At 67.3% G+C, this 13026-nt stretch carries 8 protein-coding genes; 2 read left to right on the top strand and 6 right to left on the bottom strand.

What is annotated here, in order from left to right:
* Positions 1-461: 461 nt before the first annotated feature.
* Positions 462-2753, bottom strand: a complete 2292-nt coding sequence (locus tag ACM0O9_RS06725) for an NADP-dependent malic enzyme (protein ID WP_005419150.1) — start codon at positions 2751-2753, stop codon at positions 462-464.
* A 230-nt stretch (positions 2754-2983) separates the two neighbouring features.
* Positions 2984-4327, bottom strand: a complete 1344-nt coding sequence (locus ACM0O9_RS06720; protein WP_065178333.1) for a dicarboxylate/amino acid:cation symporter — start codon at positions 4325-4327, stop codon at positions 2984-2986.
* A gap of 332 nt (positions 4328-4659) precedes the next feature.
* Between ACM0O9_RS06720 and ACM0O9_RS06715 the strand changes: the two genes are divergently transcribed.
* Positions 4660-5829: an OprO/OprP family phosphate-selective porin gene (locus ACM0O9_RS06715; protein ID WP_005419152.1), complete on the top strand. Its 1170-nt coding sequence runs from the start codon at positions 4660-4662 to the stop codon at positions 5827-5829.
* A 66-nt stretch (positions 5830-5895) separates the two neighbouring features.
* Positions 5896-8538 carry a hybrid sensor histidine kinase/response regulator gene (locus ACM0O9_RS06710; protein WP_164093400.1) on the top strand — a complete coding sequence of 881 codons (2643 nt, stop codon included), beginning with the start codon at positions 5896-5898 and terminating at the stop codon, positions 8536-8538.
* A 558-nt stretch (positions 8539-9096) separates the two neighbouring features.
* Here ACM0O9_RS06710 and ACM0O9_RS06705 read toward each other — a convergent pair.
* Genes ACM0O9_RS06705 through ACM0O9_RS06690 form a run of 4 tightly spaced genes read right to left on the bottom strand, consistent with a single transcriptional unit; the run spans position 9097 to position 12901 of the window.
* Positions 9097-9747: a response regulator gene (locus ACM0O9_RS06705; protein WP_065185360.1), complete on the bottom strand. Its 651-nt coding sequence runs from the start codon at positions 9745-9747 to the stop codon at positions 9097-9099.
* 28 nt (positions 9748-9775) lie between these two features.
* Complete coding sequence (locus ACM0O9_RS06700) at positions 9776-10831, bottom strand: ABC transporter substrate-binding protein (protein WP_065185361.1); 1056 nt, start codon at positions 10829-10831, stop codon at positions 9776-9778.
* A complete protein-coding gene (locus tag ACM0O9_RS06695; protein ID WP_032954514.1) occupies positions 10828-12219 on the bottom strand; it encodes a sensor histidine kinase in 1392 nt (463 codons plus the stop codon). The genes ACM0O9_RS06700 and ACM0O9_RS06695 overlap by 4 nt, the downstream gene beginning before the upstream one ends.
* The gene (locus ACM0O9_RS06690; protein ID WP_005419188.1) at positions 12212-12901 is read right to left on the bottom strand and encodes a response regulator transcription factor; all 690 of its coding nucleotides are present in this window, start codon (positions 12899-12901) and stop codon (positions 12212-12214) included. The genes ACM0O9_RS06695 and ACM0O9_RS06690 overlap by 8 nt, the downstream gene beginning before the upstream one ends.
* Between the last annotated feature and the right edge of the window lie 125 nt (positions 12902-13026).

The following is a 13026-nucleotide window of genomic DNA, read 5'->3' as shown; positions in this document are numbered from 1 at the left end:
CCGAAAACCCCGCGCTTCGCGCGATAGTCGACCGACGGTCGACTCTACCTCGCTGGCGTCTACGCCTCAGCGCGACTGCACGAAACCGGCGTACAGCGCGAACAGCTGCTGGAAGTACCGCCGCGTCACTCGATTGCGCATGACACCCTCGCCGATGGGAAGTTGGTCGGGCCCAGGGTGGGAAGGCCGGGCCGGTCCCTTCCCACGGCCGGGCCGCGTGGGCGTATTGGGCCGCAGCGGCGTTGCAGGGAAATGACCGGGCGGCGTAGCGCATGTGGCAGGTTTGGCGGCCGTTGCGGCAAATGAAAACACCGGGCAATGCCCGGTGTTTTCATTTACCCCGCCGTCCCACCGCGCCAGCGCCATCCTTGTTCCGACCAGGAGCCCCTTCTTGTTGAAGGGGCGCGCCGAAGGCGGGGGTAGAGGAAGAATGCGTGGGCAGCGGAAGTGGGAAAGAAGGCTTATGCCTTCTTTTCCGCTTCCAGCTGCTTCCTGATCTGCGCATCGACCGCCGCAATCGCGGTCATGTTCAGGATCCGGCGCGAGGTCGCGCTGGTGGTCAGGATGTGCACCGGCTTGTTCACGCCCATCAGGATCGGGCCGATCGCCACGCCGTCGGTGAACACCCGCACCAGGTTGTAGGCGATGTTGGCCGCTTCCAGGTTCGGCAGCACGAACAGGTTGGCGCGGCCCTGCAGGGTCGAGCCCGGCAGCAGCTTCTGGCGCAGCGCTTCATCCCATGCGGTGTCGCCCTGCATTTCGCCATCCACGTTCAGGCGCGGGTTGCGCTTGAGCAGCAGCTCGCGCACCTGGCGCATCTTCAGCGCATCCTTCGAATCATGGCTGCCAAAGTTGGAGTGCGACAGCAGCGCCACCTTCGGCTCGATGCCGAACAGCTTCATGCGATAGGCCGCCTGCAGGGTCGCTTCGCACAGCTGCTCGGCGGTCGGGTCTTCCTGCACGTGGGTGTCCACGAAGAAGAACACGCCCTGCTGGTTGATCACGCCGGTCATCGCCGAGGTCGAGGTGACCTTCGGCTCCAGCGGCAGCACGCTGCGCACGTAGCCCAGCTTCTTGTGGAAGCGGCCGACGATGCCGGTCAGCATCGCATCGGCTTCGCCACGGGCCACCATCACCGCTGCGATCAGGGTCGGGCGCGAACGCATCAGGTTCTTCGCCGCGGCCACGGTCACGCCACGACGGCCGGTCAGGCCGTGGTAGTACTGCCAGTATTCGTTGAAGCGCGGGTCGTCGTTGATGTTGGTGACTTCAACGTTCTCGCCGATCTTCAGGCGCAGGCCGAGGCGCTCGATGCGCGACTCGATCACTTCCGGGCGGCCGATCAGGATCGGATGCGCCAGGCCGTCATCGACCACGTTCTGCACCGCCTGCAGCACCACTTCCTCTTCGCCCTCGGCGTACACCACGCGCTGCTTGTCGCTGCGCGCGCGGTCGTACACCGGCTTCATCATCAGGCTGGTGCGGTAGACGAACTGGGCCAGCTTGTCGCGGTAGGCGCCCATGTCCTCGATCGGGCGCGAGGCCACGCCCGAATCCATCGCGGCCTGGGCCACGGCGGCCGACAGTTCCACCAGCAGGCGGCGGTCGAACGGGCGCGGGATCAGGTATTCACGGCCGAAGCTCGGGGTCTCGCCGCCGTAGGCCGAACCCATGTCGGTGGCTGCACGGCGTGCCAGTGCAGCGATGGCACGCACGCAGGCGATCTTCATTTCCTCGTTGATCGCGGTGGCGCCCACGTCCAGCGCACCACGGAACAGGTACGGGAAGCACAGCACGTTGTTGACCTGGTTCGGGTAGTCCGAACGGCCGGTGCCGATGATCGCGTCCGGACGCGCAGCGCGCGCCACCTCCGGCATGATTTCCGGGGTCGGGTTGGCCAGCGCGAAGATCACCGGATCCGGCGCCATGGTCTTGACCATGTCGGCGGTCAGGATGCCCGGTGCCGACAGGCCCAGGAAAATGTCCGCGCCGTCGACGATCTCGGCCAGGGTGCGCTTGTCGGTGTCACGCGCATAGCGCTGCTTTTCCGGGTCCAGGTCGGTACGACCGGTGTGGATCACGCCCTCGCGATCGAAGGCCAGGATGTTCTCCGGCTTCAGGCCCAGCTGCACCAGCATGTTCACGCAGGAAATGCCGGCCGCGCCCATGCCCGTGGTCGCCAGCTTCACTTCCTCGATCTTCTTGCCGGTGATCGCCATCGCGTTGAGCACGGCCGCGCCGACGATGATCGCCGTGCCGTGCTGGTCGTCATGGAACACCGGGATCTTCATGCGCTCGCGCAGCTTGCGCTCGACCACGAAGCATTCCGGCGCCTTGATGTCCTCCAGGTTGATGCCGCCGAAGGTCGGTTCCAGCGAGGCGATGATGTCGACCAGCTTGTCCGGGTCGGTCTCATCCACTTCGATGTCGAACACATCGATACCGGCGAACTTCTGGAACAGCACGCCCTTGCCTTCCATCACCGGCTTGCCGGCCAGCGCGCCGATGTTGCCCAGGCCCAGCACCGCGGTGCCGTTGGAGATCACCGCCACCAGGTTGCCGCGGGCGGTCAGCTCGCTGGCCTGCTGCGGGTCGGCCTTGATCGCTTCACAGGCGTACGCCACGCCCGGCGAATACGCCAGCGACAGGTCGCGCTGGGTCAGCATGGGCTTGGTAGCGGAAACCTTGATCTTTCCCGGCGGGGACATCCGGTGGTAATCGAGGGCGGCCTGTTTGAAATCTTCGTTGGACATCGATGTGGGTTACATGAATGGGCAGAAGGGACAGGGGATGATACCCCCGTTGGAGCGTCCGGACCTGTCGCTATCCTGTCGCAACCATGCTGCGACCGCACAATTCCGTGCCGTATGCGACGGTACCGCGATACCAGCTTCGGCGCTGCCCATGACAGCCATGGGACGCCCTGAAACGCCGCGGGGCCGTACCACTGACGTGATCGGCCCCGCGGTACCACACACCTGGATCAGCCCTTGGCCGGCAGCGCCTCGGGCAGCGCATCGACCGGCGGCGGCAGTTCGCTCTCGCGGCCATCCAGCGCCAGCTGCAGGCGGTTGCGGTCCAGCGCGCCTTCCCAGCGCGAGACCACCACGGTGGCCACCGCATTGCCGATGAAATTGGTCAGCGAGCGGCATTCGCTCATGAACCGGTCCACGCCCAGGATCAGCGCCATGCCAGCCACCGGCACCTCCGGCACCACGGCCAGGGTAGCGGCCAGGGTGATGAAACCGGCGCCGGTGACACCCGCCGCGCCCTTGGAGCTGAGCATGGCGACCAGCAGCAGGGCGATCTGGTGGCCCAGGGTCAGTTCGGTGTTGGTGGCCTGGGCGATGAACAGTGCCGCCAGGGTCATGTAGATGTTGGTGCCGTCCAGGTTGAACGAGTAGCCGGTCGGGACCACCAGGCCCACCACCGACTTGCTGCAGCCGGCGCGTTCCATCTTCTCCATCAGCGACGGCAGCGCCGACTCCGACGAGGAGGTGCCGAGCACCAGCAGCAGTTCGGCCTTCAGGTAGCGCGCCAGCTTGAACACCGAGAACCCGCACAGGCGGCAGACCACACCGAGGATCACCGCCACGAACAGGAACGCGGTGAGGTAGAACGAGCCCACCAGCCAGGCCAGGTTGATCAGCGAGCCGACGCCGTACTTGCCGATGGTGAAGGCGATCGCACCGAAGGCACCGATCGGGGCGGCCTTCATCAAGATGTGCACCAGCTTGAACACCGGGGCGACCAGCGCCTCCAGGAAGTTCAGCACCGGCTTGCCCTTGTCGCCCACCATCGCCAGCGCGATGCCGAACAGCACGGCCACGAACAGCACCTGCAGGATGTTGCCATCGACAAAAGCGCTGAGCAGCGTCTTCGGGATGATGTCCATCAGGAAGCCGACCAGGGTCAGGTCATGCGACTTCTCGACGTAGCTGTGCACTGCGGTCTGGTCCAGCTCGGCCGGATTGATGTTCATGCCGGCGCCGGGCTGCACCACGTGCGCCACGATCATGCCGACAATCAGCGCCAGCGTGGAGAAGAACAGGAAGTACGCCATCGCCTTGGCGAACACCCGGCCCACCGTGCGCAGGTGGGTCATGCTGGCGATGCCGGTGACGATGGTGAGGAAGATCACCGGCGCGATGATCATCTTCACCAGGTTGATGAAGGCATCGCCGAGCGGCTTCATCTTCTCGCCGACCAGCGGTTCGTAGTGGCCGAGGATGGCACCCAGGACGATCGCCACGATCACCTGGAAGTACAGCTGGCGATAGATCGGCAACGGCTTTGCAGGCACCGGTGCTGCGGTCGGGATGTGCATGGCGGACTCCGGAAGGGGCGTTTTCAGGCACGTACGGCCCCGGGACTGCACGGGAGCCGTTACCGTGGAAACTGACCGCAGGCCCTGTACTGCACGCACAGGGGGTGCGACCAATGGACGCCTTTGTACGCGCCAGGCACGCCGGCGCAGATAACCTATTGGTACTAGCCCCCCGGTTCAGGTGGCACAGGTGCCTACACTGGCGCCGCACCGCCCAGAAACGGGAAGGCCGGTGGCCCGGGCTGAACGGCTGGGCATGTCCCTGCGAAAGTTTCGGCCCCTGCGGCCGTTGATGTCCTGTCCACACGCAATCTGAGAGAGCCGCACCCAACATGCGCCCGAATCCCACCTTGCTGGCCCTGTCGCTGGCCGCCCTACCCGCCCTCGCTTCGGCTGCGGATTTCGACAACTGGCCGACCAAGTACACCTTCGGCGACGGCACCGAGTTGGCCGCTACCGCCAACATCGCCTACGACTACAACGACTTTTCCTCGGCCAGTGGCCTCGAGGACGACGACGCCGTGCGCCGCAAGGAATTCGGTGCGACGCTGAAGAAGAAGGGCGTGTACGACGCGATGGTCTACTACGACTTCCAGGCCGATACCTGGCTGGACGTGTTCGTGCGCTTCGAGAGCAAGGCCTTCTTCGGCCGTGACGTCGGCCGCTTCCGCTTCGGCTACATGAAGACCCCGGTCGGCCTGGATGCGAACACCTCTTCGCGTGCCGGCAGCTTCCTGGAAACCTCGCTGCCGGTGCAGGCCTTCTACGAAGGCCGCCGTACCGGTGTGGAATGGGTGCTGGAGCGCCCGCAGTACCTGCTGCAGGCAGGCGCCTATGGCGGCAAGGACCTGCAGGGCGACAACCCCGGCACCACCCAGGCGGTGCGTGCGGTGTGGACGCCGGTGAAGGCACCAGGTGACGTTATCCACCTGGGCCTGGCCTACTCGCAGGAGAACCCACGCGGCTACAGCGATGGCCGCGACGTGCACCACGAGGCCAGCGCCCGCCTGCGCGCGCGCCCGGAAGCCGGCCTGACCGACATCCGCTACGTCGATTCCGGCGCGCTGGTCACCGCCGACCAGATCCGCCGCACCGGCCTGGAAGGCATCTGGATCCGCGGCCCGTTCTCGCTGCAGGCCGAAGCGCTGCGCGCCACGGTCACCCGCCATGACGGCAAGCCCGACTTCACCGGCAGCGGCCAGTACGCGATGGCCAGCTGGGTGCTGACCGGCGAATCGCGGCCGTACAACGCCGGCGCGGTGGCCAACATCAAGCCGGCGCACAACTACGGTGCGGTCGAACTGGTGGCGCGTTACAGCCGCCTGGACCTCGACGATGGTGACATCCTGGGTGGCCGCCAGCACGACCTGACGTTGGGTGCGAACTGGTACCTGACCAGCCACTTCAAGTTCCAGGCCAACTACGTGAAGGTCGACGCCAGCCGTCGTGGCGTGCACAGCACGCCGGAGATCTTCGAACTGCGCGCGCAGATGCACTTCTGACCCCTTCCACGTCAGACCCCGGCGGGCGTGCACGCCACGCCCGCCGGCCCTGCGTAGACTGCCGCCATGTACTGGCTCAGCCGCCACCGGATGCTGTTGCTGACGATCCTGGTGATGGTCGGTGGCACCGTGCTGTGCGCGGTCGTCGCTGGCCATTACGCCTGGCGGCGCGCGCTCGGCGACGAAAGCAGCCAGGTGCAACGCCAGCTGCAGCTGTATGGCCAGGGCCTGCAACAGCGCATCGACCGCTTCGGCACCTTGCCGCAGGTCATGGCGCTGGATCCGGATCTGCTGCACGCACTGCGTGTGCCGCCCTCGCCCGGCGAACGGCAGCGACTGAACCTGAAGCTGCAACGTGCCAATGAAGTCACCCGGGCCTCGACCCTGACCCTGGTCGGCCACGATGGTGTGGCGGTGGCGGCCAGCAACTGGGACCAACCGACCAGCAACGTCGGCGAGAACTACAGCTACCGCCCCTACTACCGCCAGGCGCTGGCGCAGGGCCGTGGCCGCTTCTACGGCATCGGCATGACTACCGGCGTGCCCGGCTATTACCTTTCGCAGGCCATCGAGGATGACGGCAAACGGCTCGGCGTGGTGGTGATCAAGGTCGAGCTGTCCGCGCTGGAACAGGAATGGTTGAGCAGCCCGGACGTGGTGCTGGCCAGCGACGACCATGACGTCGTGTTCCTGTCCAACCGGGACAGCTGGCGCTACCGGCTGCTGCGTCCGCTGCGTGCCGGTGAGCGCCGCGAAATGCTCGATGCACGTCAGTACGCCGACCGTGCCCTGCAGCCCTTGCGTGCACGTACCGAAGACGTGCTGTCCGATGGCGGCCGCATGGTGCGGCTGCTGGATCCTGCGCTGCCGCAGCCGATGCTGTGGCAAAGCCTGGCGCTGCCCGCCGAGGGCTGGAACCTGCACCTGCTGCACGACGCCGGCGCCGCTACTGCTGCCGGTCGCGCGGCCGCCCTGACCGGCGGTGCCGCGTGGCTGGCCTTGGGCTTCCTGGTGCTGTTCGTGCAGCAGCGCAGGCGCTTGGCCAAGCATCGCCTGCGCAGCCGCCGCGAACTGGAAACCCTGCTCAAGCAGCACGCACAGGAGCTGCGCACCGCACAGGATGGCCTGCTGCAGGCCGCCACCGACGCCGACAGTGGTCTCAGCCGCAGCCTCGAACACCTGCCGCAGGGTGTGGTGGTGATCGACCGCGACCTGCGCCTGGTCGCGTGGAATTCGCGCTATCTGGAACTGTTCCGGTTCCCGGCAGACCTGGTGCGCGTGGGCCGGCCGATCGAGGAACTGTTCCGTTTCAATGCCCGTCGTGGCCTGCTCGGTCCCGGCCCGGTGGACGAGGCCATCGAGCGCCGCCTGAACCACCTGCGCAGTGGCCGCCCGCACATGCGCGAGAGCGAAAAGGACGACGGCACGGTGCTGGAGATCCGCGGCAATCCCCTGCCTGATGGCGGCTTCGTCACCAGCTACGCCGACATCACCAGCTACAAGAATGCCGCGCGCGAACTGCGCTCGCTGGCCGATGCGCTGGAACACCGCATCGCCGAACGCACCCGTGACTTGGACGAGGCGCGGCGCGAGGCCGAGCAGGCCAACCGCTACAAGACCCGCTTCGTCGCCTCGGCGGTGCACGACCTGCTGCAGCCGCTCAACGCTGCGCGCATGTTCGTCTCGGTGCTGCGCGGCAAGCTGGGCGACCCGGCGCAGCAGCAGACTGCCGATCATATCGATGCCGCGCTGGCGGCGCAGGACGCGATCCTCAACAGCCTGCTGGATATAGCGCGCTTGGAGTCGGGCAGTCTGCCGACCCGTGTGCAGGCGTTCCGGCTCGGACCTTTGCTGCAGACGCTGGCGCGCGAGTTCGGCATCGCCGCACAGTCGCGTGGCCTGGTGGTCGACTGGGTCGATACCGATGCGGTGGTGGTCAGCGATGAAGCCCTGTTGCGCCGCATCCTGCAGAACTTCCTGTCCAACGCGCTGCGCTATAGTGAACGCGGCCGCGTGCTGCTCGGCTGCCGTCGCCGTGAAGGCATGCTGTGGATCGAGGTGCACGACCAGGGCCCCGGCATTCCCGACGCGTTGCAGGGCGAGATCTTCGAGGAGTTCCGCCGCCTGCACGACGGCCAGCAGCGCGGCGCTGGCCTTGGCCTGGCCATCGTCGATCGCATCGGTCGCCTGCTCGGGCATCCGATCCGGCTGCGCTCGCAGCTGGGCCAGGGCAGTGTGTTCGCGGTAGGCGTTCCGTTCGGTGAAGCCAGCGCGATTCCCGCCACGGCACCCGCGCCGGTGCTGGTGCAGGAACCGGCCGCGGACAATCCGCTGCGCGGGCGCCGGGTGTGGGTGATCGACGACGATCCACACGTCTGCGCGGCCAGCCGCGCGCTGCTGGAGCGCTGGGGCTGCGAGGTGGCGCTGGCCGATGGTCCACAGGCGGCGCTGCAGGTGGCAGCAACAGGCGCGGTACCGGAGCTGGTGCTGCTGGATGTGCGCATGGGCGATCACCACGGGCCGGTGCTGTACGAGACGTTGGCCGAATTGTGGCAGGCCCGCCCGCCGGTGGTGCTGGTCACTGCCGAGCGCGATGCGGGATTGCGTGAGATGGCCGTCGAACGCGGCTGGGGAATGATCGCCAAGCCGGTTAAGCCACCGGCGCTGCGGGCGCTGATGAGTCAGTTGTTGATCCGGCATCGCGGGTAGTTTCCAGCCAACGGCGCAGCCCCTCGTGGGTGGTGTCTGGTTGGTCGTGGAAAGCAAAAGCCGTGGGTGGGCCGGTCGGGCTGGGTGCGCGGGGGACGCCGTGAATCCGTCCCTGGAGGCTTGGCAGCCGCATCCATGCGGCTGACACCCCCGCGCACCCGACCCGACCGGCCTCCGACAGATTTCGGTGGCCTGCACCCACGAAGAAGAAAGTAAGATCAAAAGCGGGTCGCGCGCTGCGCTTGCTCGTGTAGAGCCGAGCCCATGCTCGGCTTCACGGACCGTCCAGAAAGCAGCCGAGCGTGGGCTCGGCTCTACAAAAAGCAGCCTGTCAGGCTGTCTTTGCTTTTGATCTTCTTTTCTCTTCCGCGGGTGGACGCGCACGGAACCTGTCCGTGGCCGGGCAGGTGGGCTGCGCAGGGGCGTGAGCCGCATGGATGCGGCGACCGAGCTTACATGGACGTACTTGCAGCGGCCCCTGCGCAGTCCACCTGCCCGGCCTCACCCATGAACTGCTCTACGTGTCCACCCACGAGGGGCTGCGCCGTTGGCTGGAAACTACAACCCGATGCCGGCGTCGCCCTCGGGCTCCAGCGCCTTCACCAGCACCGCTGCCTGCGTTCGGCTATGGCACTCGAGTTTTTTCAGGATGGCGGTGACATGCACCTTCACCGTGTTCTCGGCCAACCCCAGCGTATAGGCGATCTGCTTGTTGAGCAGGCCATCGGCCAGGCACAGCAGCACGCGGAACTGCTGCGGGGTCAGCTGGGCCAGACGGCTGGCCAGCAGCGCATCGGCCTCCGAGCGCTCGGCGGCCATTGCCGGGAACCACAGGCCGCCGTCGAGCACCGCCTGCACGGCCTCGCCGATGGTCTCGGCCGGGGCCGACTTCGGGATGAAACCGGCCGCGCCGAACTGCTGGGCACGGCGGATCACCCGCGGATGGTCGTTGGAGGAGAGGATCACCACCGGAATGTCGGGATGCGAGCCACGCACGTGCAGCAGCGCGGAAAAGCCGTGCGCGCCAGGCATGGTCAGGTCGAGCAGCACCAGGTCCACGTCCGGCTGCGCGTCGAGCGTCTCGGCCAATGCCTCGGCGCTCGCAACCTCGCGCACCTGTGCCAACGGCAGGCTCTGCCGCAAGGACTGCACCACCGCCGAACGCAGCAGCGGGTGGTCATCGGCGATCAGGATGGTGTATTCGCTCATACCGCCATTGTACGGGCAGGTCGCCGCCTCAGCGCCCGGCCGGCTCGACGCTGCTGCGCCAGGCATCGAGAAACTGGCGACGCTTGAGCGCGTCCAGATACACCAGCAGGCCCGGACCCAGCTGGATCGGGCGGCGGCTGCGGCCCGGCGCATCATCGCCGCGCGCGTTGCCGGTCACGATCGGCATCAGCCGTGCCTCGCGCGACAGCACCTGCTGGCCGCGTGGCGACAGCAGGTAGTCGAGGAAGCGCCGGGCCTCTTCCGGATGTGGGCCGGTACGTGGAATCACCGCGGTGCGCAGCACCACCAGCGTGTAGTCCTCGGGCTCCACAATCGCCAGCGGAGCACCCGCGTCGATGCGTGCCTGCGCGTAGGAGCCAAGCACGTTGTAGACCAGTGACAGCTGGCCGCTGGCGACCTGGTCCAGCAGCACGCCGGTGCGCTCCTCGCGCACCACGTCGTTGTCGCCGAGCGCGCCCAGCAGCGCGCCGGCAATGCTGCCGCGCTGCGCGTCCTGGGTCGCCAACAGGTAGCCGACGCTGCTGCGCTCGATGTCATAGGTGCCGACCCTGCCGCGCAGGGGTGCACCTTCAGCACGCAGCCGGTCCAGCAGCTGGCGGCGCGTGTGCGGCACCTTGGCCGAAGGAATCGCGCGGGTGTTGTAGACCATCACCACCGGCTCGTAGCTGATGCCGAACGCCTCGTTGCGCCACTGTGCCCAGGCCGGCAGCGCGGCGGTCTGCGCCGAACGGTGTGGCAGCGCGTGACCGTCATTGACCAGTTTGGTCTGCAGGTCCATGCCGCTGGAGATCAGCAGGTCTGGTGATGCCGGGCCGCCGCGGTCGTGCAGGTAACGTGCGTACAGGTCCTGGGTGATGATGTCCTCGTACACCACCTCGGTGCCGGGGTGCAGGCGCTGGTAGTCGGCGATGACCACCGCGAACACTTCGATATCGGTGGTGCCGTGGATGCGCAGCTGAGCGGTGGCCGCTCCCTGTGCGGGAAAACGGCGCACATCGCCGGGCGCGGCCAACACCGGCAGGGCCAGCAGCAGCGCAACAGTCGTGGCGAACAAGCGGATCATGGACTGCTCCGGGGCAGGCGGATGGTGGCGACCAGCCCGCCCTGCGGGCGGTTGCTCAGGTCAATGCGGCCGCCATGGCTGTCGACCACGCGCTTGACGATGGCCAGGCCCAGCCCGGCACCACCTGAGGGCGCGCCTTCGCCACGGGCGAAACGCTCGAATACGCGCTCGGCATCGGCCGGGGCGATGCCCGCGCCGTGGTCGGCGATGGTCAGCACGGCCTGCTCGCCTTCCACGGTAAGGGCAATCTGCAAGTCGCCGTCACCGCCGTACTTCAGTGCGTTGTCGACCAGGTTCTTGATCGCCTCGCGCAGCAGCAGCGCATCGCCGTGCACCAATGCCGGTTCGGCGGTCATCGCCAACTGCACGCGCGGCGCCGGACCGGCCTGCGGCAGCGCTTCATGCAGGGCCTGGTGCACGGTCTCGGCCAGGTCCACCGCTGCAAAGCGCTGCAGATGCGAACGATGGATCACGCTGGCATCGCTGAGCAGCTGGTTCAGCAGCCGGCTCATATGGGTGGCGTTGCGCTCGATCGCCTGCAGGCTGCGCCGCATGTCCTCCGGATCGTCATCATCCAGCGCCAGCTGTGCCTGTGCGCGCAATGCCGCCAGCGGCGTGCGCATCTGGTGCGCAGCCTCGGCCATGAACGCGCGCAGTGTCTCGTTGCTGCTGGACAGGCGTTCCATGAAGCGGTTCAGCGCCGCCACCATCTGGTCCATCTCGCGCGGAACGCGGGCATCCAGCGGCTTCAGGTCGGACGGCTCCCGTCGCGACAGCTCGCGCTCCACCCGCACCAGCGGCCGGAATGCGCGATGCACGCCGAACGCCACCAGTGCCAGCAGCAGCCCGGACAGCACGCCGATCGCCAGCAACGCGCGATTGACCATGTCCTGCGCGACCGCTTCACGCGCACGCCGGGTCTGGCCGACCTGGACCTGCACCTCGCCCTGCGCCGAGGCAGCGGCGAAGCTGCGGCCGACCACCACGAAGCGCACGGTCTCGCCGCTGTAGGTGGCATCGAACAGCTGCGGCTGGGTACCGGGCCGGCGCGGCGCTGCCGGCAGGTCATCGTAGCCGGTGATCAGCGTGCCGCGGCTGTCGGCCACGCGATAGAACACGCGGTCCTCCGGCGCCATCGCCAGCAGGTCCAGCGCCGCATACGGCAGATCGACCTGCCACTGCCCATCGACCAGCGCCACCGAATCGGCGATGGACAGCGCCGAGGACACCAGCAGGTGATCGTAGGAACGGTTGGCGGCACGCTGGCCGTAATCGCGTGCGGCGAACAGCAGGGCCACCGCGAACACCGCCAGCAGCACGCCGAGATAGAGCAGCAGCGTGCGCCGCAGCGAACCCGGCGCCGCAGTCGCAGCGCGCGCGTCAGCCATCGGCGTCTGCATGGGTATCGCTGGCCTCCAGCAGATAGCCGACACCGCGCACCGTGGTGATGCGCAGCGGTGCGCCCGCCAGCTTCTTTCTCAGGCGGCCAACATACAACTCGATGGCATTCGGGCCCGCTTCGTCATCGAAACCGAACAGGCCGTTGCCGATCTCATCCTTGCCGACCACTTGGCCGAGGCGCCCGACCAGGATCTCCAGCAGGCGGTACTCGCGGTTGGGTAGTTCGATCGGTTCGCCGTCGAGGCTGACCCGGTGCGCAGCGTTGTCGAACTGGAAGCCGCCGATCTGCACCACTTCGCTGGCCTGGCCACGCGCACGCCGCAGCAGCACGCGGCAGCGCGCTTCGAACTCGCGGAAATCGAACGGTTTGCCCAGGTAATCGTCGGCACCGACATCCAGCGCCTGCACGCGATCCTCGATGCCATCGCGCGCGGTCAGCATCAGCACCGGCGTGCTGTCACCGCGCTCGCGCATGCCGGCCAGCACGCGCAGGCCATCGAGCTTGGGCAGGCCGATGTCCAGCACCACCAGGTCGAAGCTCTGGTAACGCAGCACGCTGGCGGCGGCCAGGCCATCGGCCTGCCAGTCCACGGCGTGCCCGCTGCGGCGCATACGGCGGATGATCGCATCGGCCAGATCCGGGTTGTCTTCGACCAGCAGCAGGCGCATGGGCACACGGGTGGGAGGGGAACCGAATGCTACCGCATGCCGCCGCCGCGCTCGCCGGGTGTGGCCCAGTGAGCGCAGCGGCCGGATTTACGATGCACCGCACAAACCACTGACAGGACGATGAC

This window comes from Stenotrophomonas sp. FR012 (assembly GCF_047520565.2).
In the GTDB taxonomy this organism is placed as follows: Bacteria; Pseudomonadota; Gammaproteobacteria; order Xanthomonadales; family Xanthomonadaceae; genus Stenotrophomonas; species Stenotrophomonas sepilia.
The sequence above is the reverse complement of the archived record's forward strand: the minus strand, read 5'-3'. Positions and strand labels throughout refer to the sequence as shown.

Coding starts and splice junctions, on each gene's coding strand:
- ACM0O9_RS06725 (WP_005419150.1), bottom strand. CDS start 2,753: ATGTCCAACGAAGATTTCAAACAGGCCGCCCTCGATTACCACCGGATG.
- ACM0O9_RS06720 (WP_065178333.1), bottom strand. CDS start 4,327: ATGCACATCCCGACCGCAGCACCGGTGCCTGCAAAGCCGTTGCCGATC.
- ACM0O9_RS06715 (WP_005419152.1), top strand. CDS start 4,660: ATGCGCCCGAATCCCACCTTGCTGGCCCTGTCGCTGGCCGCCCTACCC.
- ACM0O9_RS06710 (WP_164093400.1), top strand. CDS start 5,896: ATGTACTGGCTCAGCCGCCACCGGATGCTGTTGCTGACGATCCTGGTG.
- ACM0O9_RS06705 (WP_065185360.1), bottom strand. CDS start 9,747: ATGAGCGAATACACCATCCTGATCGCCGATGACCACCCGCTGCTGCGT.
- ACM0O9_RS06700 (WP_065185361.1), bottom strand. CDS start 10,831: ATGATCCGCTTGTTCGCCACGACTGTTGCGCTGCTGCTGGCCCTGCCG.
- ACM0O9_RS06695 (WP_032954514.1), bottom strand. CDS start 12,219: ATGGCTGACGCGCGCGCTGCGACTGCGGCGCCGGGTTCGCTGCGGCGC.
- ACM0O9_RS06690 (WP_005419188.1), bottom strand. CDS start 12,901: ATGCGCCTGCTGCTGGTCGAAGACAACCCGGATCTGGCCGATGCGATC.